We start from the raw sequence: 20605 nt of genomic DNA on the forward strand, positions 1-20605 counted from the left end.
GCTACATAGGATATATAAGCCTAACTCACTTTAAAACTCGCGCTGCTCACTTAGTTCATTGACCTCAAGCTTCAACAAACGCGACTGTCTATATAGGTAACGTACCATATCATACTCAAAAGGTGAGTCTAGTGAACCATAACGAAATGGAATTTGATGGCGGCGATCAATAGCATTTAACGCGAAAACAGCCGGATGACTAACAGTGCTACGAGGTATTGTCAACCAATTAACCTGGTTAAGTAAAAAACTATCCACTATGAGCCCTGTCATATCTCTAAGATTGGTTGGTCCTAAAATAGGTAATACAATATAAGCTCCATCATTCATTCCATAAAACGCTAGCGTATGACCAAAATCTGCATTGTGCCGCTGTATTCCAATATAACTGGCTACATCAAACGCCCCCAATATACCAGCGGTAGTATTTATCAACAAACGTCCTGAGCTGTATAACGTTCCTTTCAAATTAAATTGCAGTCCATTATTGACAATGTTCGCCACCTCAGAAACATTGTTAAGCACTTTGCTCACTCTATCCTGAACAAACTCAGGAATTAAATACTCATAAGTAGATACAACTGGCAAATACACAGCTTCATCAAACTGCCTGTTAAACTTATATAAAATTCGATTAGCTGGTTCTAATGGATCATATGTATCGATAAAATCGATGTCTTTTATTGTAGCCCCTCTGGTTTCATTTTCACGAAAATCAAGGCTTTCAAGAGGATATTCTCGTTCAGCTGCTAAACAATGCATACTTACAAATAACCAAATACCCATCAAGGTTGTTTTTTTTATCTTAAGCATTTTTATAGACTTTTATACTATTGATAGTTGCACCTGCTACTTGTATTTTAGTAACTTTAATAAGTCATCAACGTTCTGTTGATAGTTAAGATTTCCACAATGGCCACCATAAGGATATAAAGTTAGTCTTTCATCAAAGGTTTTAGTTAAAAATTGTATATCTTGATTTGATAAAATAAAATCATCTTTATTAGTAACCACATAAATAGTACTTGACTGTGACAAGTATTGCTCCAGCGCTTTCAGACTATTTTTCTTAACAATATCAACCAAAGGTTTTCCTACATAAGGTACTACAAACCTATTTAAATAGCAGTCAAAGTTACATAGCAATGCTTGTTTAAAGTAATGAGTCATAGACGTACTAATATTTAGTTCTTCTTTTGGGTCAATATACACTCCAAGTTTATTGATTTGATCTACCACAAAACTCATCTCAGCCACACTAAACCGAAAGCTGGCAGCAATCAATAATGCCATTTCCTCTCTAGTTAATGCCTGTCCAGAACCTTGAATATCAAAAAACAGGCCTTGCTCAATTGCTATGTAACCTTGGCTGGCAAAAAAGGAGGCTAACTTAGTAAACATCAAATTAAAAAACCTTTCTGCATTATTGACATTATAAGCCTTTGCTAAAGCCAATTTATCAAGAGCTTGTAATGATGTATACAGGTCCACAGGTGGATTGATTAAAACTACTTTCGAAAATTTAAAGTTATTTATGGTAGAATCTAAATAGCTAACAAATGCAGCCTGTAAAGCGCCTAGACTATAGCCAACCAAAAAATTTTCAGTTATTTTTATTTTATGGTTAGTTTTAAGCCGAGCAACTGTTTTTTTCATCACTTGGTATAAATCACTTGCATCTGTTTTACTTAAACCTGGTCTCGCTTGTGGGGCAGCCGCTGTAATAAAGTCATAGTTAGTAGGAGAAGACAATAAAGCAACATGAAAACCTGCTTGATAAAATATTTTTTTCAAAAACTGCATTTTCTGAGTTTTATAGCTTGCACCAGTACCCGCTATAACAAAAATTAACGGGGCAGCCTCTGACTGATAGGCAACAGGCACAGTAAAATCCTTAACATCCCATAGGTTACTTGGTAAGTTATCTCTAATACCTCTAATAGTAATAGTCTGCTGCTGAATTTCACCATCATTCAATAACTTTGGTCGATATTCTGGTGGCGAAGTTGCTATTGTTGCAAAAAAAGGGTTTTTAATCGGGAATCCATATTCAGAGGTTACTGCTGCATCACAAGCTAATGAAATTAAGAGAGCTAACAATAAATACCTTTGTTTTTGCTTTATCACAAGCATAATTAGTACAATCCGTTGCTTTTACAAGTCATCTATCATGATAGGAACAGGAATACAGTGCACGAACATTATTCGTGCACTGTATTCAACCTAGTTATATTTCACACTCCATTGATAAACTAAGCTTACCTTTACTTTTTGGTTTTATTAAATTCTGCTAACTGTTCTGCAGTCGCTTCTTTCTGGTACTGCTTCTTCCATTCAGGGTAAGGCATACCATACACCATTTCTCTGGCTTGCTCATAGTCTATTTCAGTGCCTTGCTCTTTTGCTGCTTGGACATACCACTTACTCAGACAGTTACGACAAAAACCAGCCAGGTTCATCAGGTCAATGTTTTGTACATCTTTGCGGCTGTCTAAATGCGCTACCAGTCGTCTAAATACTGCTGCTTCTATCGCAGCCTGTTTATCTGTTTGTTCCATGCTCATTCATTCACTAATTTAGTTAGATTTAAGGGCACCTCTAGTTATCATAACCTCTGAATCAAACTTAACAAATCCTGTTTTATCAACTCTTGGTTTTCCCATAGGATAAAGTGGCCTTCTCCCACAACAGCATTTAAGCTTACCGTTTTGCCCACTAACTGCTGTACAGCATACTCAGCATTACCAAAATAAGCTAATTTATCCTCTTTACCATGAACAATATGAACGTTAGCCTTAAGATTTGACCAGTCATCCGCCATTTTTTCCAGCTCATTAGCCAAACTAAATATTTCTTGGTTAGCTTTTAATAGCTTTTCTGGTACAAACCAGCGGATCATAGGCCAATCTATCACTTGATTATACCAGCGAGGGGATTCAAGACTTGGATCTAGAGAAGCAGCCACTAGCATAATACTAGCTACTTTAGCAGGATAATCGATAGCCATTTTGGCTGCTAGGGAACCTCCTAATGAGTGCCCCACCAAAATAATTTGCTTGTCAGTTTCTAACAAAGGTTTTAACAGTTTTGCCTGAGTAGCCAATGAGGGACTCACGTTGGCTGATGACTTGCCAAAACCAATGCGGTCAACAGCCACTAGTTCTGCTTGTGTCATCAATTGCTCATCAGCTAAATAATGGGAATAGTTTTGCCACTCTCCAGGCGTACCATGGATAAAAATCACCCTAACAGAAGCATCTGAGTTACCTGTTTTAACATAGTGCAACCTTTGCGGCTCAACGCCTATAAAATAAGAATTAGCATTCACATCAACTGATGCCTGAACTAACTGAACCCACTGATATCCCGATACCACTAATAAGCTTAACGAAAGGATGGTCGTAATACATACTCGCCACCATAGCGTAAACATACTCTAAGCCCCCACCTATAGCCACCTAACGTTACATAAGTTCTCTGTCTAGGATCGCTTCACTCGTCATAGAAGCATTAGAGTAAAGCAATGTTTATATGACCCAGCTTAACAAACAAATGTTTCAGCTGGAGGAAAATTCCAGTCATCAACCCTACACTTATAAGCAACTTAGTCTCCAGGTAGTAAAGCATAATGGCTAATAGCTTTAGTTTTTTTTATAAAACATTTTGCTGGATGTTACTCATTGGAATAAGCCATGCAAAAGAAGCTAACCATTTAATCATTGGAGTAGAAAAACTCAGTTACTTTCCGCACTATAGCCATGAATATGGAAAATTAGTTGGCTACACACGAGAGGTTTTCGATACTTTTGCCAAAGTCCATAATTACACTATTGAATATCGCCTTTTATCTGTGAGTCAACTCTATACAGAGCTGTTACAGACACAGTCAATAGATTTTAAATACCCTGATAACCCACAGTGGAATACAAAAGGAAAAGAAAATATAAAGGTACATTACAGTGATTCCGTCAGCCAATATATTGATGGTCTTATAGTTATGCCAGCGACAAAATCTAAAGACTTACCTTTTTTAAAAAAACTGGGCACTATAAAAAATTTTACGCCTTGGGGATATACTGAACTAATTGAGTCTGGCCAGATTCAATTACATGAAAGCGAAACAATGATTGAATTACTATCCCAAGTAATGTTCGGTAAAATTGATGGCGCTTATGTTAATATTGCTGTTGCAAGATATCATTTAAATTATACCATTCACTCGCCTAATGCATTAGTGTTTAATAACAAACTACCTTATATAAAAAGCTCATATTATCTTTCAACTGTTAAACACCCAAAAACTATCAAAACATTTAATCAATTTTTAGCTGCCGAAGCACAATTGATAGACAAACTGCGAAAAAAGTATAATGTAAGTGTTGAGTTTTAAACCTTTTATAACAATAAGCATACATCTAAAATTCGCTAAACATATATATTCCTTGTATTATGTCGTGTATATAATACAACAAGACAATCACTATTGGTATTAACCTACGCTATGGACTGCATTGAGCAATTTGGGCCAGTGACCGCGCTACACATGGGAAGACCCATGTTCAAGTTTATGCCTCCAGTAATGACCGTTAGGTGTTATGCTGTTGATGGAGTCATGATAGACACAGGGATTTATAGCAAACATCGTCGAGTACTCAAGTTTGCTAATGAGCAGTCTATTCGCCAAGCCATTATTACCCACCACCACGAAGACCATACCGGCAGTGCCAGTGCTTTGGTTGACGCTGGTTTTACTGTACTTGCTTCACCAGCTAGTGCCACAAAAATGGCCAGTGGCTTTAAATATAAGCTTTATCATCAACTAGTATGGGGGAAAGCCCCAACAGTTCAAGTTGACTGTTTAGACGACATTATTGAGACTGATCATTATCAATTTAAAGTTATCCCTGCACCTGGCCATTGCGATGACCAAGTTGTTTTTTTTGAGGCCAATGAAGGCTGGCTATTTTCTGGTGATGCCTTTTTAGCAGATAAAATTAAACTATTTAGAGGTGATGAAGATTTCGCCAAAACGATGGAAAGCTTAAAACGGCTGGTAACTTTAGAATTTGAACATTTATTTTGTGCTCACCGTCCTGTCATGAAACATGGCAAGCAAGCACTGCAAAATAAGCTTAATTACTTAACAGAGCTAGAAGGGCAAACCCGCTATCTTCATCAAAAAGGTTATTCAGTAAAAGCCATTAGCCAACAACTGTTGGGCAATGAAGACAGCTTACGCACCTTACTGACACGAGGGGATATGTCGAAGCAAAATGTCATTCGCTCTATTTTATTTGGACCTATCCCCAGAGAAGAAAGGAACCCCTGATAGGCAGTTACTCTTTCTTCACTAGGGTCATTTGTTATTAACTGCTAACCATTTATAGACATTCCCGTAAAAACACCATATAACCAAACCCTAAGAATAAGTATGATTATTTGATCTAAAAATCGAACTAGACGACCGGTCTAATCAGGTGCTAATATCCAATTATGACACGTAGTGAACATCAAGAAACCCGAGAAACTATCCTGAATGCTGGTGAACAGTTAATTCTCAGCAAAGGCTTTTCTGCAGTAGGGCTGGCACAAATTTTAACACAAGCCAATGTTCCCAAAGGCTCGTTTTATCATTACTTTCGCTCAAAAGAACAGTTTGGCGTAGAACTACTCAAACGTTATTTTGACAGTTACAACCAACTGATATTAGCGCTATTTGATCAGCCAGAAAAAACAGGCAAACAACTGTTAATGGAATATTGGCAGCGTTGGTTTGAAAATCAGGCAACCATCTGCTGCGATAAGCAATGTATGGCAGTAAAACTTTCTGCTGAAGTTTCTGATTTATCCGACGACATGCGTTTAATATTAAAGTCGGGTATTGATTCGATCATTCAGAAAATTGCTACTTGCATTGAGCAAGGCATTAATGACGGCTCACTCTCAGCAGAACTAGAGCCACACCATACAGCATTTACTCTGTATCAACAGTGGATGGGAGCCAGTTTAATTACTAAAGTACGACGGGATGAGTCAGCCATTACCAATGCTATGGCTTTAACTGAGCGCATTCTGGCAAAATAAAATTTGATATTTATTACACATTAGCAATACACCAACAATACCAATCATGAGGCCTGGTAGACTTACAGTCCCGCCTCATTTTTTTCTACCTAACAACTAGACGACTGGTCTACTAAGGAAGCGTTATGTCAGCAAATCAATTATTATCTCCATTCCAGGTGGGTGATTTACATTTGCCAAACCGAGTCATCATGGCACCTTTAACTCGCTCCAGGGCAAGTACACCAGGGGATGTGCCCAACCAGTTAATGGCTCAATATTACACTCAGCGTGCTTCAGCAGGGTTAATTATTTCTGAAGCCAGCCAAATTTCTCCACAGGGTCAAGGTTATGCCTGCACCCCAGGTATTTATAGCCAATCTCAAATAGCTGGCTGGCAACAAGTTACTCATGCCATACATCAAGCTGGTGGGCGTATTGCCATCCAGTTATGGCATGTCGGGCGGATCTCTAACCGACTGTTTCAACCCGATAATCAAGCCCCTGTAGCACCATCAGCTATCAAAGCCGATGGAGCCAGAAGCTATAACTTGCAAGCAGGCAAATTAACGCGTATCAGCACTGATACTCCCAAAGCGCTAACAATAAATGAAATTCAGACAATTATTGCTGATTACCAACAAGCGGCTCTTAATTCAATGGAAGCAGGGTTTGACTTAGTTGAGCTGCATGCTGCTAATGGGTATTTACCAGATCAGTTCTTGTCTACCAACAGCAATCAGCGTACCGACGAATATGGCGGCTCTATCGTCAACCGGGCACATTTTGCTTTAGAAATCATTGATACCCTAATCGATGCAATAGGTGCTAATAAAGTAGGTATTCGATTATCACCAAATGGTTCATTTAATGATATTGCTGATACTGAATCTGAGACTATGGCCCTGTACTTAGCAGAACAGCTCAATAAACGACAAATAGCCTATATTCATATTAATGAACCCACTTGGGATAATGGCCGGCCTTATAGTCTTGAGTTTCGCCAACAGTTACGCCAGGCTTTCCAAGGGCCTATTATTGTTTGCGGGGCTTATACCCAAGCCAGTGCCGAACAAATAATTAACAATGGACACGCAGACCTGGTAGCTTTTGGTCGACCTTATATTGCTAATGCTGATTTAGTAAAACGCTTCCAAAATAATGCTGAACTTAATACACCTCAGCCAGAAACATTCTATGGGGGCGATGAAAAAGGTTACACCGATTACCCGTTATTAGAGCCTGAAGCAGAGCCAGCTTAAGGATGTTCATACAAATACGACAAACCAAGGGCTTCCTACTCCCCTTTGCTTGTCGTATTTTTTATTTTGCGGTTTATCAGCTATTCCGGTGGTGTTTTCTCAATACATTCAATATATCTTTTATAAAGCATTACCTCTTCTGTTTGAATCCGGTGCCCCAAAACTCCAATAATATTACCTAAGGCTTTGGCAAATTCCATAATTTGATTATCATATTCACCATTTTCAAACTTATCGAAAAAAGTTAATGCATCTTTCGAAATACTCAGCATATCCTGAGCATAGCCTTCTGCAAGTTCACTAAAGCTATGTTCCATTAAAACAGGGTATAACAGCTCATCCTCTTTTCTTAAGTGAGATAAAATTAATTGCTTTGCCTTATATAGCTTCGCTTTACAACGAGCAGAGCCAATCCCTTCATACATCGCCTCGTCCAATAAACGCTGAATGACTCTATGCTCAACAATAAAACTATCAATAAGTGCTTTACCTTGCTTTTCCATAATCAACATAAGCCTTTATTTTCTATAAGCTATATAAGTTAGTATACACTCTCTATTAAAAACCACTAACCGCTTGTAGCTAACAGGTAGATAACCCTGCTTTCCCTTCCTAAAAAGCGGTAAGTTAACTTTTGCCCCGTTGCTGATTTCAGCTAAAATGCTCTCAATCAATACACACCTATGGATGACAACTGTTGTGGATGACAAGACACTCCAATCGTTAATTGATGCTTTAGCTGTATCACCTGATAACTTACCGCTTACATTAACGGTTTTTCGCGAAAGCAAACAGTTACATGGTATTGATCAGGCAATTCAGCACCTTAGCCGTGTCACACCTGAGATAGTTACTGATGTTGAGGACCAGTTAACGATTGCCGAAGCTTACCTGGAAGCTGGGCTGCCAGAAAAAACTAAACAGTTTTGTACCAGTAATACCCCATCAACCCAGCTGTTGCTATGCAAAACTGAGCTTGCCTGCGGCAATCCAGAGCAAGCCAAAGCTCACTATCAACAGGCCATTCAAGCTAGTTCCGCTTTACAGGATAAAGCATTGGAAACCAGGTTGGGTATGACTGGCAACGAACACCAGGAGAGCCGACCCAAGCTCAAAGTCATTGCCAATGATGATACAAATGTAACAGAGCTAAAACGAATTCTGGCCCCAGTAGAAAAACCAGTGACTTTTGCTGATGTTGGCGGTTTAGCTGAAGTTAAAAAACAGATTAATAAAAAAATCATTCTCCCCTATCAAAAGCCATCACTCTTTCAGCGTTTTCGCAAGCGTGTTGGCGGGGGAATTTTGTTATATGGCCCGCCGGGGTGTGGTAAAACCCTGTTAGCCCGTGCAACTGCCGGCGAGTGCCAAGCAAACTTTTTTAATGTTGAGCTTGCCGATATTCTGGATATGTATATTGGCGAGTCAGAAAAAAGACTTCACTCTATTTTTGAACAAGCTCGTAATCAGGCACCTGCCGTTATTTTTTTTGATGAAGTAGAAGCTATTGGCGGTAAACGTCAATATTCAAGGGAGAGCACCTCGTCTAAATTAGTAAGCCAGTTTTTATCTGAGTTAGATGGGTTTGCCCAAAATAATCATGGGGTCTTGGTGCTTGCCTCAACCAATGTGCCCTGGGCAATTGACTCTGCTTTTTTAAGGCCAGGTCGTTTTGATCGGCTGATTTTTATTCCACCACCCGATCAAGCAGCCCGAGAAAATATTCTTAATATTTTACTCAAAGACCGCCCAACTGAAAGCAATTTAAATTTATCCTCTTTGGCAAAATCTACCAGCGGCTTTTCCGGCGCTGACTTACAAAACCTGGTGGAAACAGCTATCGACAATGCCATTGAAGACTCCATTACCAGCCAAGAGGATGTCCCACTTAACCAGCAACACCTACAACAAGCCATGGGAGAAGTAAAAGCCACTACCATTGACTGGCTGACTTCAGCTCGCAATTATGCCAAATATGCCAACGAATCGGGTTTATATAACGATGTACTAAGCTTCATGAAAAAACATGGAAAATATTAAATGCCTAGCCTGAATATTAATCAATAATTAAAATACGCTATGACTTATACAATACCTGACGAACCAACCCCCACAGCCCAGGCCAAACTGGCTGTCAGGCCAATGTGGCCGTTATTTGCTTTAATGTTTGTCAATACCGGCATTTCCTGGTTATGGTTTCTTGCCAATGGCTTTTTTCAAGGCAGCCCCTATTTAAAAAAAGAAATCGGCTGGATTATAGTAGGCTTATTAGGCTCTACCCTTGCTGTATTTGCCATTATTGCCGCGTTTAGCCAAGGTATTATTGATAATACTACTATTCCTTACTTGCTTATCGTGCTGACAGTTTGGAAGCTTGCCATTTCCTATAAAGTATTTGAGTTACAAAACCGCAGTTTCGAGCTGTTTGAGTATTACCAGGAAACCATCAGTAATGGCGCCATTCCATTTATCGCCATGGTTATTGTATTTCAACAGTTCTCTCTTCTTCAGCTATTACCCAGCTTTATTTTTTTGGTGTTAAGGTAAGTATGAACGACAATCGAATTGAACAGCTGCTTACACTCGCCGACCAACAACTGCATCATGGTGACACCCATGGTGCCATTGACAGCCTGAAACAGCTCCTGTCTTATGAGCCGGATATCGCTGAAGCCCATGCATTACTGGCCATTTGCTTATTTCATAATAAACGTTTGGAAGCAGCCAAGCATGAAGCGGCTATTGCCTTGCGCCTAGCACCAGATTCAGGGTTTTGCCATTATGCACAAGGGGTTATCTTAACCGCCGCACGCCAGTTTACTATGGCCGAAGATAATTTAAATCAAGCCTCACAAATAGAGCCTACTAATGCCTCCTATTTATTAGCAAAAGCCAACCTACTGGAGTTAACTGGACAAACCAAACAGGTGTTACCTATTTTAGAACAAGCCATTGCCATCCAACCCGAGCTGGTCGACTGTCATGTAGCGCTTGGTGAATATTACGTGGAAAAAGGTGACTATCAACAGGCACAAGCCTATGCAACAGATGCCATGCATTTAGACCCTGATGACCAGGATGCCATTACCCTAATGGGATCTATTCATTTACAACTGGGGAATATTCAAGAAGCAAAAGACCACGCATTATGGGCTCTGAGCCATAATGCAATAGCAATAAAGCCATTATTCTTAATGAGTGCTATTAAAGCTAAACAAAGTCCCTGGCTAGGATTATGGTGGCATTTCAATAGCTTTATGGCCAAAATTGGTGAAGCAAGACAAATTCTTATCCTGATTAGCTTATATTTCCTCTATCGCCTGGGCAATCAATTATTTACTGATTTAGAAATGGGCAGTGCAGCAATTATCAGTACTTTCGCCTGGCTAGCCTTCTGTATTTATAGTTGGGTTGGTCCCATTATTTTTCAACGCTCACTCGCCAAGGAATTGCAATCATTTTCCTTTAATAAAAAATTTTAAGTGTATTGTCAAAAGTGCATTTTTAGGGGCTTTTAACATTATTTTTCAACATGATAGGTAAAGCAAAAGCCCTTCTGATTATTGAGAAGCAATAATACACTTTTGCTCTTCTGCTTGTAATTTTCCCCCCTTTAAAGGCCCTGGTTCTACTTGGTTTTCAAACTCAGATCACTGTTTTAAAAACAAAGCTCGCTGTTTAATAAATGGAGTCATTACTGCATCCAGATCACCCGCTTGCATCAACCGAAATATAGTACCTTGTTTAGGATATTTATTGTCCAAAAACTCAACTATTTCAAGGAGAAGGCTGAAGAACTTAAGAAGTTTCTATCATCGGTACTTTTTTATATTCAGCCTACCTTCATGACTTTGAGCTTTTTATAAAGAAACATAACATTTTCAATGATATGCTTCTGAGTGAAATAGAAAACAAAAAAAACGCTATAAATAAAATTAAACCAGAGAATATTATAATACACCAAGTTACTATTATTGAATTAGCAAAGCTCAATGCGGCAGGTTTATCTCAAGACATTATTGATCACTTAAACAATGAGCCTGTTTTTCCGTATTTTTTCCCATTAAGAGCTACTTGGGATGAGCTTTCTTCGTTAGAAAACTTAGAAGTACTTACAATAGATAATATGTTTAAGTAGTATTCAATAGGGCTTGAAGAATTAAAGTTCTTGAAATTACTAAAAATTAAAAGTCAGCTTCTGGTTATCAGTAATCATTTCAACCACAGACTCTTTTTTGTTTTCTGCTAGCGAATAGAATGCATTCTGCCCCGCACTAACCGTAATTGATACTCGCTTACCCTTACCGATGTAATCACCATTAACAAAGTGCTCCGCATCATCACGATTACTTAAAATCACCACTTCAAATGCATTAATCCCTAATGCCTGATTAATCTGCTCATTAATATCAGCACTAAAGGTACCTGTAAATCGAACATTAACAGCAAACTTAGCATTACCATTCAAGTCTAGTGAAAAACTTATATAACTGTGCTCAAGAATGGCTACCTTTGCAACAGGCAAACTTTTCTTCGCTTTAACCAACACCATTTTTTCAAGGGGCACTAACCCCATACAGTCATGGATACTCACTCGTGTACCACAGCGGAATGAGCCTTTATAATCCATCGTTTTAACTGTCGAGACTTCTTTTGTATAACGCTCTAAAATGAGTTCACGTAAGGCTAGTAACTGGCTATCTTTTTGACTGCGAGTGCGCTTGAAACTACGCTTCAAGCCATCAAGCTTAGCCGTCAGTTGAGTCAACTGCTCATTAGTCGATGCCCCGTTTAACTCAAGTCGACTAATATTCGTTGCCAGATCTTCAAGATCTTGAAACAACACTTGAGGGCTACTCTCACTAGATGAGAGTACTTCATTGGTTATTTCTGCGCGCTTACTCCTAAGTAGTGCAACCTCAAGCTCTTGAATTTTTTGCTTATACTGCTCTTTGGATTCAGATAGACGTCTGGTTTTCTCTTTCTTTTCAAGCTGTAAGTTACGACGCCTGTTTTGTATCTCATTGATTTCTATCAAAATAGACGCAGTGTCGTACTTTTCATAGATTGCTGCTTTGCTTCTTTCCTCTTCGACAGTCAGTAACGCACTCTGGGTGTGGAATGTCACCAGCAACAATAACATTCCTAACCATCTCTTCATTATTTGCCCCGTGTAATACTCTAACTTAATATTGTTATAGAATAGACTAGCTCTGAGCCTAAAATTGGTCAATAAAACATCAGATATCGTAGACTTAGTGACACATAGATGTCGCTTCTATGAGAGAGATATAAAACTAATTATCTTCTTTAAAGAATGCCATTAATCCTTCTAACTCTTTTGATGCATTATACAGCTCTCGCGAGGCTTTTTGATTTTCAACTACATTTGAGTCAATTACAATTATTTCTTTATTAACGTTTTTGATATTCGTATTGACACGAGATGCTTCTTCAGATGATTTCTTAATTAATTCGACAATAGAAACTATATGCTTTTCACATTCACTAGCATTTTCACTCATGGTTTTGGTTGCTAAAAAATTGTTTTCTATTGATTTAGAAATTTTCTTAAAATTCGAAGTTACTCTATCTGTGATGGTATCTGCATTTGAGCAAGAGCTTGAAATAGATTCAATATTAGTTGAAACATCTGAAACTGTAGCAGCCTGTTGCATTAACAGTTTTGCTATTTGAAGGTTATTTTCATTTACCTCTTTTGTCCGTTCAAACGAGTTTTCACAGTTATCCATTACTGATTGTAAACGGGTCTGAGCAACTTTCACCAGGCTGGCAAGCCTAGCATTTGCATTCTGCGTTTGAATAGCTAGTTTTTTCATTTCTTCAGCAACAACTCTAAACCCGCCAGACCCTTCTTCTATTTGACAAGCCTCAATTGCTGCATTCAAACTAAGCACATTTGATTGAGTAGATATTTCAGATATTTTATCAATAAAGCTAAATATTTCTTCAGTAACATCTTCCAGCTCATTTAATACATCTAAGGTTAACTGCACACTTGACTGAGATCTTGTTGCAGCTTGACTTGAGTGCTCCGATAAAGCATTTATTTTATTGATATCATTTGAATACTGATTTATTTGCTGGGTAACTTTATGGATATTGCTAAAGATATTTTTTAAAATTTGAGCCAACTCATCAACCTCTGAATCACTAAATTTTGATAAGTCATCCAAATCTTTTAAAAGATCTACTATTTTATCAATTGATATATTTACTTCTCCTATATTATTAGACGTAGATACCATTGCTTCAGCTACAGAGGAAACGTTAGTAGCCATAACATTTGAGCTATTGGATATTTCACTAGACTGTGACTTCAAATATTCAGAACTTGAAGCAATTACATTAAATGATTTTGCAAAACCATCTGCTTGATTTTTTTGCCTAACTGCCAGTTGTTTAGCATTACGAATTACAGATGAAATTTTGTCTTTAAATAAATCTTGAATTGATTTCGCCATGACCCCAATTTCATCTTTTGCCTGATAACGACATTTATAACGAAAATTACCTTTAATTAGTTCAGCCATTGTTACTTTAAACTCAATTAAAGGCCTACTAATGGAATAAAAAATAACCACCCCAACAACAGATGCAAACAAAAAACTAATAATGCCTAACAATACTTGTACATTTTTCCAAAAAACTGTATTTTTATTACTTTCCAGCAATGCCGACTGTACTTCTTCCTCCAAGTTTATTGCTGTATTTTTAATATTTTCATCTAGCAACTCTATCAAGTCATATAAACTACTACTTTCATTACCTGTTGATGCAATAAACATTTTACTAATATTTTCAGCTGAAACCAGCTCTCTATTTTTTAATTTGATTAGAGTAGGTAACTTTACTCTTAAAGAAGATAATACTGATATAATATGATTACTGGCATCGCTTTCTGGCAATGATGAAAGGCCAACTAATGCTTGATCAATATATTCAGTAATATCCACCAATGCGTACCTGGTTTGTTTTATTTTTTTACTTAGAAGAACCTCTTTGACTAGTTTCTCTATTTCTAACGCAACAGATTTTATTTGCAACACCAAACTAACAGTCTCTAGAGACTTTTCTGTTGTATTAGTTAATTCTTCAAGACCAATCTTTATTGAGTTTTGTGCCGAAGCAACTTGAGCCCCAATATTTTCTTCAACTTCATTAACATTCACTTCAACTTCAAAGTTAATAGTGTCAAAAACTGCGCTAGAATACTCTTCAAGTTGTTCAAACTCACTGTTAATTTTTTCATAGATATTACTTAACTTTATTTCATCCAAGGTTTCTACACCATTTTTTAATTCCCTTTCTTTTTCATCAATAAGCGTGTTAACAATAGTCTTTACCCGATCTAATCTAGCTAAAAAATCAACAGCAGAGTCTCCTTCGAAAAAACCAGTCAAATTACCTCTTAATCTATCAAATGTATCACTAATATCTATCTCTATATATTTTAATTCATTAAGTCTCTTAACCAAAAGCAAGTCTTTGCTCTGCAAACCTAATAACATAATTGATTTTTCAATTGCAATTTCTTTTTGCAATACAGACAAAGTATCTTTTGCACTTGAAGCAAGCAAACTCACTTGATTATTAATAATATATCTATTTTTATCTAATAACTGTTTACTGGAGCTAAATGACGAGGCTGTATTAACTTTCACTTCAAATGTCAAAGAGTCAACAAGTGATATAACATTTTCACTAATTACAGAAAAATCATCCCTTAACTCAACAGCTAAACGAGAAAGTTTTTCTTGATACGCGATCAAATTACTTTTTTCAATAGCAAGCTTATTTCTAACAAAGCTAATTAACGACAATACTTGTCCACTATCACTAGTAATAGCAGTTAATTTTTCAAGGTGAGAGTTTATGGCTTTTATATTATTTGCAAAATGAATATCATTAGTTACCGTCCTAATTACACTTAACTGCTGACTTAGAATCTTTTGTTGCTTATTTGCTATTGAAATGACTTTAGTAGTATCAATCAAACTCTTACCAAGTTGGTTTTGTGCATAGTATCCACCTCCTGCAGTCAACAGTGTCAACATACATAAAAAAGCAAATCCCCCTATCAACCGCCACCTGATCGAGATATTTTTTAAATAGAATTTATTATGCTTATCCTCTTCATTTCCAGTTAGCTTGGGTTCTTTTTTATTAGTCATTAATGACTCTTTAGTATGCTATTAAATAATATCTACTTATAGTTCTTTTGGCTCTAAATATATAGGCATATTAGCTTCACGTCTTACTCTTTCCCACTCTTCTCTACTTCGAAAAGCTTTATCACCACTCATCTGATCAATTATCTCAAAATAATCTAATTTATATGGATCTGCGTTTACCTCTGCAATTGTTTTACCACGGACAGCATAAACAGTTTGAATAGATTGATGATCAAAATCTCTCCAATACTGTTCATCTTTAAGTAGTTTGTATTTTCGCCCTTCTAGTGCAAGTATAACTTTTGCAGGATCAAATGAGCCCGACTTTTCTACTGCTGCTTTGTATTCATACATAATTGTGTATGCCGAAGCACCAGATGTAGAAGGGTAACGATTATACTTTTCAGTAAACTTTTTAACGAATGTTTTTCCTTTTTCAGAACCAGTTAGTTCAGGTATTCGCCAACTCCAAGGTAATGCACCTAAAACACCCTCCATAGCTTCAGCACCAGCACTTTCTGCCATACCCAGTGTTAAATTAGGAACAACTATCTGTGTGTTTTCTTTTAACCCTTGAGATGTCGCCTCTTTAAGAGCCATTGCCATATCTTTACCAAATAGCACTAGTACCAGTACATCAGGAGATTTTTTTTTTGCATATTTAATCGCTAATTTGAAATTACTCTTTGTTGCTGTTGGAAAAGGGGTTTTAATAGAAGCATGTACATTCTTATCCTGAGTGTTGGTAAATATTCTAAATGATGCTTCTGTGGTATGACCCCAAGTATAATCTGCTGTAATATAAAAATACTTCTTACCAGAGAAGTTTTTATTCATATAGGAAGCAAGTACTTTGGCTCCAGGCCAAGCGTTATAGCATTCCCTAAACATATATCGATGCCCAGATTCTCCTGTTGTTGCTGTAGAATAAGTCAATGTTCCAAAACAAGGGACTTTACTTACTTTACATACTTTTCCAGCAGCAATTGCAACACCGCTTGAGGAGCCACCAAATATCATTTGCACTCCCTCATCATCAATCAATTCACGCACATTTTTTGTAGCTTGCTTCGCTTTAGATTTTGAATCTCTCCATAGAATTTCAACTTGCTTGCCTAAAATTCCCCCCATCTGGTTAATTTCTTCTTTAGCCATCTGTGCCGCACGCCACTGATCCAAGCCTTGAACTGAATAAGGCCCTGTTTTTGGGTAGTTCAAGCCTAGTTTTACCGTATCAGAATAGGTTAAATCTACTTTTATTAACCCAAAAATTAACAATAAAGGAAGAGCAAAGTTTACTAATTTAATAGTATGCATCGAAATGACCTGTTAACTCTAAATAGTTAATTACTATTTAAAACCTATGATTGTGAGTCATAGGCAGATACCACTCATCATTTATTAGTAAACCCTAGAACAGATTAACCTTAATTCAAGCGATAGCAGTGACTTATAGCTTCAGATGGATTCATCAGATGCCTTTAACTGCATAACATCAGCTAAACTAATAACCCTCAATCATCACGACGAATACTTTTATCTTTAGAACACAAGCGTTTTGTTATCGTCGCTAAACACTAAGAATGGTTTGAATGCAATGAATACATAGTAGTATGGAGACACTAACTAGAACAATACGATAGGCAATAAACTGCCTTCATTTTTCTTTAGTAAACTTAAAATATTTTTATTATAATAACAGAAACTTATGAAGTTCTTCCTTTACTCTAAGTTTTATCTATAAATTAAAAAGTAGAAAGCCACCTAATAAGCAACTTTCTACTTCACAAAAAATCTATCCAATGAGTATTTAGTTAGAAAATTATTTTTTTACCTAACAATACCTCTTTAGTAATTGCTTTCCTTATTGGAGCCTGTTTCATCTCTGTCATTTTAATATTCATAGCAAAAAACCAAGGGCCTTTTTTCGTTTCAACAAACCCTACAAACCATCCCACCTGCTGTATAGCATTGTTTGCCCAGCCAGTTTTTCCGTAAAGCGTATAACTCGGCTTTTTCTCTATAACCATTATTTTCTTAAGTGTTTCCATATCCTGCTTTGGATAGGGTAGTTTTTCATCATAGATTTTTTTCAATAAGTCTATTTGCTGCCAGGCTGTTACTCGTAAATTTCCATCCAACCAAAACCGCTGGACATTTGGACCTGTTTTTTTATTACCGTAGTTTACCTTATCAAAGTGATCCAGGTATTTACTGTTACCCACTTTTTGAGCAACTTGCTGGTAACACCAAACGCAAGAGTATGAGAGTGCCGATTTCAAGGTTTGGTCTTTGTTCCACATATTCCAGCCTCTGTCTTTGCCATCCCATTTAAAGACTGTATTTTCAGAAATGACACCCTCTTTTAGGCCAATTAGTGTATTTAATAGCTTAAAGGTAGAGGCAGGTAAAAACTCTTGCTTACTGCGTTCTTTATTATAAATATACTGCTGAGTACCATCATGTGAAGAAACAATCATAGTTCCTTCAACAGCATATTTATTGAAAACTTTTTTAATCAGTGCATCATCTTTAGCATATAACGGTAACGAAGACAGCAATAGCGTAGTAGCTGATATCAGCATTGAAATATTTTTCATATACCACCTAATATTATGATAAATAATGGCTAACTCTTTCAACTATGTAATTAAATAATAGAAGCCAAACCATACTACGAACCAACTCTCTATAAGTAAATAAACCAAAAATGATCAATTATGATGAAATATGTCTTTACAAAACTGACACTAAAATGTCAGATAGTACCTTGGTAATATCTACATTCCTCCCGCCTTGCAAGTCAAGTGAGGCAAGCAATATGCTTATTGAAATTCAGATGAAGTGCGCACCCAATATTATAGTCTAGGAAGGCTGTATATATTCCTCTATAATAAGATCATTCCATGCTGTCAACCTAGCTTAACTAAGCATTCTATTATTTCTTAAGTTTTAAGGGTTTCATAATGACTAACATTATCGGTCAGTCGTTTGGACGAATCAAACGCTGGATGAATAAAAATCATCCAAAGGGGCTATCATCTTTAAATGGACCAGCCACAAAGAGTGAATTGGCACGCTTAAAAAAATATTTTCCTGATTCACCTGAAAGCTATTTAAAGTTTCTCAGCAAACATAATGGAGAACACATAGCAGAACATACTGATGACTGTATCCTTCCTTATGGAAGTCAATTTTATTCGATTTCTTATTTAATTGACGAGTGGAAACAACTTTCTAATATTTTTAAGGAGAATGAAATAACAAATCTGCCTACTAAGAGTTATCTTAGTGCCAGCTGGTTCCATCCCCGTTGGATTTCAATAGCTGGAGACCAAATAGATCCAGGGAGTAATATTCTCTATTTTATTGATCTTGAGCCAGGAGGTGGTGGATGTGTAGGTCAAATTATTTATCGCAGTGAGGACGAAACCAAGCAACTCGCTAAAAGTTTCGCTGACGACGTTCCATTGAGGAACGCCCAGTGCTAATTGAACATATTTATCTTAATATGGACTTATTACCTGATATTCAAACAGAAGATATATCTCAATCACTCACTCATTTACTCCGTAGAAAATACGCCTTTAAATCAACAGCCCTAAAATCAGATGCTGCACAAGCGCTAGGTATTTCAGCAGGGCTACCCGGTTTATTTATTGAGCGAATAAATTAAAGTAAAGATGGCAGTGTTCTAGAGGTAGACTATGAGCATTGGCGCCACGATGCGGTGACTATTCGCCTGGATATCAATAATTAATACTTATCTTCAAATAGGCTATAATCACTATATTTTAAGTTAAGTAATTAAGCTACATTATTCATCCTACTGAGTAGTACAGTATGAGAGCTTTTTATATAGTCATTATTATATTGAGTATAGCTTGCTCTTGCATGACTAAAGTGCTGGCCAGGGACATTACCATCGTTACAACGGATTGGGAGCCCTACTTTGCTTCTACTTTAGAAGAAGGTGGGGTATTGACTGAAATAGTAAAAACCGCTTTTAAGCGCAAAGGTCATAAAATATCATTACAATGGTATCCCTGGAAACGCTGTATGGTATTAGTTGCAAAAGGAAAAAGAGATATTGCTCTAGGCGCCTATTTTAGTAAAGAAAGAGCAAAAACCTATTACTATAGTGATCCTTTTTTTGATATTAATGTTGGGATTATTGCACTCAAAGAAGCAGGTATTACCTCATATAGCTCACTTCATGAGCTCAAAGAGTATACTATCGGTGTCACTAAAAATTGGGTAAATTCTGCAGAGTTTGATAAAGCCGATTATCTAAGAAAGGATATATCTCAATCTCACATTATCACAATCCGGAAATTATTTGGCCGTCGTATTGACATGATTGTTACGTCTATTCCTGTTTTTCAATATGAAGTTGGTAGATTAAAACACCATAATTTATCAGAAATTGTAGTCCTAAATCCGCTATTATCAACAAATGAACTATATTTAATATCTAGTATTAAGTTGAAAGATCACAAAAAAATAATACAAGACTTTAACAAAGGACTAGCAGAAATAAAAAAGGATGGAACATATGGAAAAATTTTTTCCAAGCACGGCTTTTAACCCAATTTTCTAGTAAAAAAATAACTGCTTTAAAAAACTATCATACCTTTCAAATTACTGAATTTAAAAAGTCATTATTCTGAAACTTTTAGTCTGTATTGCTGCCTTGGTATAGACCAGATAACAACAATCAATTCTTAACCAAGGTGATTGATTTATCCGCTCTCAAAGAAATCATCAAGGAGACTGGTTAGCACTAGACCCACCTCACCAACAACGGTTACGTGAGAAAACCCAGCTGCAATTTTGCCAAGCAGGTACCCATATTATTATTGACAGCATTGCCGACTTACCCACTACGGTCATGCAAATTCAAGAATACTTAACACAAGGGCTTAATCCAGACTCCCCTGGTCTAACAAGCATTATTTTGCCCACTGCTAAGGCCTATTCATGACAGTAACGACACTAATGTTAGTTTTAGTATCAGCAGTGGCTCATGCTGGATGGAATTTTTATGGTAACAGCCCTTAGTTTTGTGCTTTTTTCACCTATTTT

20 protein-coding genes are annotated in these 20605 nt (G+C 36.9%); 11 read left to right on the forward strand and 9 right to left on the reverse strand.

What is annotated here, in order from left to right; all coding sequences use genetic code 11:
- Positions 1 to 30 precede the first annotated feature (30 nt).
- The 4 genes from ORQ98_RS18665 to ORQ98_RS18680 form a co-directional block, all read right to left on the reverse strand.
- Positions 31 to 813, reverse strand: a complete 783-nt coding sequence (locus ORQ98_RS18665) for an MlaA family lipoprotein (protein ID WP_274690327.1) — start codon at positions 811 to 813, stop codon at positions 31 to 33.
- 36 nt (positions 814 to 849) lie between these two features.
- Positions 850 to 2133, reverse strand: a complete 1284-nt coding sequence (locus tag ORQ98_RS18670) for a hypothetical protein (protein WP_274690328.1) — start codon at positions 2131 to 2133, stop codon at positions 850 to 852.
- Positions 2134 to 2264: 131 nt separating this feature from the next.
- On the reverse strand, positions 2265 to 2558 hold the full coding sequence (locus ORQ98_RS18675; RefSeq protein ID WP_274690383.1) for a DUF1244 domain-containing protein: 294 nt from the start codon (positions 2556 to 2558) through the stop codon (positions 2265 to 2267).
- A gap of 47 nt (positions 2559 to 2605) precedes the next feature.
- Positions 2606 to 3433, reverse strand: a complete 828-nt coding sequence (locus tag ORQ98_RS18680; protein WP_274690329.1) for an alpha/beta fold hydrolase — start codon at positions 3431 to 3433, stop codon at positions 2606 to 2608.
- Between the two features lie 195 nt (positions 3434 to 3628).
- Here ORQ98_RS18680 and ORQ98_RS18685 point away from each other — a divergent pair, with 195 nt between their 5' ends.
- From ORQ98_RS18685 to ORQ98_RS18700, 4 genes are all read left to right on the forward strand, one after another.
- Entirely contained in the window at positions 3629 to 4390 is a 762-nt protein-coding gene (locus ORQ98_RS18685) for a type 2 periplasmic-binding domain-containing protein (protein WP_274690330.1), read from the forward strand.
- A gap of 165 nt (positions 4391 to 4555) precedes the next feature.
- A complete protein-coding gene (locus ORQ98_RS18690) occupies positions 4556 to 5329 on the forward strand; it encodes an MBL fold metallo-hydrolase (RefSeq protein ID WP_274690331.1) in 774 nt (257 codons plus the stop codon).
- Positions 5330 to 5493: 164 nt separating this feature from the next.
- Positions 5494 to 6084, forward strand: a complete 591-nt coding sequence (locus tag ORQ98_RS18695) for a TetR/AcrR family transcriptional regulator (protein WP_274690332.1) — start codon at positions 5494 to 5496, stop codon at positions 6082 to 6084.
- A 125-nt stretch (positions 6085 to 6209) separates the two neighbouring features.
- Positions 6210 to 7325, forward strand: a complete 1116-nt coding sequence (locus tag ORQ98_RS18700; protein WP_274690333.1) for an alkene reductase — start codon at positions 6210 to 6212, stop codon at positions 7323 to 7325.
- Between the two features lie 80 nt (positions 7326 to 7405).
- Here ORQ98_RS18700 and ORQ98_RS18705 read toward each other — a convergent pair whose 3' ends face one another.
- A complete protein-coding gene (locus ORQ98_RS18705; protein WP_274690334.1) occupies positions 7406 to 7828 on the reverse strand; it encodes a hemerythrin domain-containing protein in 423 nt (140 codons plus the stop codon).
- A 196-nt stretch (positions 7829 to 8024) separates the two neighbouring features.
- Between ORQ98_RS18705 and ORQ98_RS18710 the strand changes: the two genes are divergently transcribed.
- The 4 genes from ORQ98_RS18710 to ORQ98_RS18725 all read left to right on the forward strand — a co-directional run bounded on the left by ORQ98_RS18710 (position 8025) and on the right by ORQ98_RS18725 (position 11463).
- Complete coding sequence (locus ORQ98_RS18710; protein ID WP_274690335.1) at positions 8025 to 9365, forward strand: ATP-binding protein; 1341 nt, start codon at positions 8025 to 8027, stop codon at positions 9363 to 9365.
- Positions 9366 to 9404: 39 nt separating this feature from the next.
- Positions 9405 to 9872, forward strand: coding sequence for a hypothetical protein (locus ORQ98_RS18715; RefSeq protein WP_274690336.1), 468 nt, complete (start codon positions 9405 to 9407; stop codon positions 9870 to 9872).
- A gap of 2 nt (positions 9873 to 9874) precedes the next feature.
- Positions 9875 to 10807, forward strand: a complete 933-nt coding sequence (locus ORQ98_RS18720; RefSeq protein WP_274690337.1) for a tetratricopeptide repeat protein — start codon at positions 9875 to 9877, stop codon at positions 10805 to 10807.
- A gap of 407 nt (positions 10808 to 11214) precedes the next feature.
- A complete protein-coding gene (locus tag ORQ98_RS18725; protein WP_274690338.1) occupies positions 11215 to 11463 on the forward strand; it encodes a hypothetical protein in 249 nt (82 codons plus the stop codon).
- A 39-nt stretch (positions 11464 to 11502) separates the two neighbouring features.
- Here ORQ98_RS18725 and ORQ98_RS18730 read toward each other — a convergent pair whose 3' ends face one another.
- From ORQ98_RS18730 to blaOXA, 4 genes are all read right to left on the reverse strand, one after another.
- Positions 11503 to 12486 (reverse strand): coiled-coil domain-containing protein, encoded by a 984-nt coding sequence (locus tag ORQ98_RS18730; protein WP_274690339.1) that lies wholly within the window; start codon positions 12484 to 12486, stop codon positions 11503 to 11505.
- 136 nt (positions 12487 to 12622) lie between these two features.
- A complete protein-coding gene (locus ORQ98_RS18735; protein WP_274690340.1) occupies positions 12623 to 15520 on the reverse strand; it encodes a methyl-accepting chemotaxis protein in 2898 nt (965 codons plus the stop codon).
- A gap of 36 nt (positions 15521 to 15556) precedes the next feature.
- The gene (locus ORQ98_RS18740; protein ID WP_274690341.1) at positions 15557 to 16837 is read right to left on the reverse strand and encodes a substrate-binding protein; all 1281 of its coding nucleotides are present in this window, start codon (positions 16835 to 16837) and stop codon (positions 15557 to 15559) included.
- A 497-nt stretch (positions 16838 to 17334) separates the two neighbouring features.
- Positions 17335 to 18120 carry a class D beta-lactamase gene (gene blaOXA, locus ORQ98_RS18745; protein ID WP_274690342.1) on the reverse strand — a complete coding sequence of 262 codons (786 nt, stop codon included), beginning with the start codon at positions 18118 to 18120 and terminating at the stop codon, positions 17335 to 17337.
- 366 nt (positions 18121 to 18486) lie between these two features.
- Between blaOXA and ORQ98_RS18750 the strand changes: the two genes are divergently transcribed.
- The 3 genes from ORQ98_RS18750 (at position 18487) to ORQ98_RS18760 (ending at position 20107) form a co-directional block, all read left to right on the forward strand.
- Positions 18487 to 19011: an SMI1/KNR4 family protein gene (locus ORQ98_RS18750; RefSeq protein ID WP_274690343.1), complete on the forward strand. Its 525-nt coding sequence runs from the start codon at positions 18487 to 18489 to the stop codon at positions 19009 to 19011.
- Positions 19005 to 19196, forward strand: coding sequence for a UTRA domain-containing protein (locus tag ORQ98_RS18755; RefSeq protein WP_274690344.1), 192 nt, complete (start codon positions 19005 to 19007; stop codon positions 19194 to 19196). The genes ORQ98_RS18750 and ORQ98_RS18755 overlap by 7 nt, the downstream gene beginning before the upstream one ends.
- 218 nt (positions 19197 to 19414) lie before the next feature.
- Entirely contained in the window at positions 19415 to 20107 is a 693-nt protein-coding gene (locus tag ORQ98_RS18760) for a substrate-binding periplasmic protein (protein WP_274690345.1), read from the forward strand.
- Positions 20108 to 20605 lie beyond the last annotated feature (498 nt).

It is taken from the genome of Spartinivicinus poritis, assembly GCF_028858535.1.
GTDB classification, from domain to species: domain Bacteria; phylum Pseudomonadota; class Gammaproteobacteria; order Pseudomonadales; family Zooshikellaceae; genus Spartinivicinus; species Spartinivicinus poritis.

Bases quoted from the DNA above. Each gene is read 5' to 3' on its own strand.
- ORQ98_RS18665 (WP_274690327.1), bottom strand. From the start codon at position 813: ATGCTTAAGATAAAAAAAACAACCTTGATGGGTATTTGGTTATTTGTA.
- ORQ98_RS18670 (WP_274690328.1), bottom strand. From the start codon at position 2,133: ATGCTTGTGATAAAGCAAAAACAAAGGTATTTATTGTTAGCTCTCTTA.
- ORQ98_RS18675 (WP_274690383.1), bottom strand. From the start codon at position 2,558: ATGGAACAAACAGATAAACAGGCTGCGATAGAAGCAGCAGTATTTAGA.
- ORQ98_RS18680 (WP_274690329.1), bottom strand. From the start codon at position 3,433: ATGTTTACGCTATGGTGGCGAGTATGTATTACGACCATCCTTTCGTTA.
- ORQ98_RS18685 (WP_274690330.1), top strand. From the start codon at position 3,629: ATGGCTAATAGCTTTAGTTTTTTTTATAAAACATTTTGCTGGATGTTA.
- ORQ98_RS18690 (WP_274690331.1), top strand. From the start codon at position 4,556: ATGTTCAAGTTTATGCCTCCAGTAATGACCGTTAGGTGTTATGCTGTT.
- ORQ98_RS18695 (WP_274690332.1), top strand. From the start codon at position 5,494: ATGACACGTAGTGAACATCAAGAAACCCGAGAAACTATCCTGAATGCT.
- ORQ98_RS18700 (WP_274690333.1), top strand. From the start codon at position 6,210: ATGTCAGCAAATCAATTATTATCTCCATTCCAGGTGGGTGATTTACAT.
- ORQ98_RS18705 (WP_274690334.1), bottom strand. From the start codon at position 7,828: ATGGAAAAGCAAGGTAAAGCACTTATTGATAGTTTTATTGTTGAGCAT.
- ORQ98_RS18715 (WP_274690336.1), top strand. From the start codon at position 9,405: ATGACTTATACAATACCTGACGAACCAACCCCCACAGCCCAGGCCAAA.
- ORQ98_RS18720 (WP_274690337.1), top strand. From the start codon at position 9,875: ATGAACGACAATCGAATTGAACAGCTGCTTACACTCGCCGACCAACAA.
- ORQ98_RS18725 (WP_274690338.1), top strand. From the start codon at position 11,215: ATGCTTCTGAGTGAAATAGAAAACAAAAAAAACGCTATAAATAAAATT.
- ORQ98_RS18730 (WP_274690339.1), bottom strand. From the start codon at position 12,486: ATGAAGAGATGGTTAGGAATGTTATTGTTGCTGGTGACATTCCACACC.
- ORQ98_RS18735 (WP_274690340.1), bottom strand. From the start codon at position 15,520: ATGACTAATAAAAAAGAACCCAAGCTAACTGGAAATGAAGAGGATAAG.
- ORQ98_RS18740 (WP_274690341.1), bottom strand. From the start codon at position 16,837: ATGCATACTATTAAATTAGTAAACTTTGCTCTTCCTTTATTGTTAATT.
- blaOXA (WP_274690342.1), bottom strand. From the start codon at position 18,120: ATGAAAAATATTTCAATGCTGATATCAGCTACTACGCTATTGCTGTCT.
- ORQ98_RS18750 (WP_274690343.1), top strand. From the start codon at position 18,487: ATGACTAACATTATCGGTCAGTCGTTTGGACGAATCAAACGCTGGATG.
- ORQ98_RS18760 (WP_274690345.1), top strand. From the start codon at position 19,415: ATGACTAAAGTGCTGGCCAGGGACATTACCATCGTTACAACGGATTGG.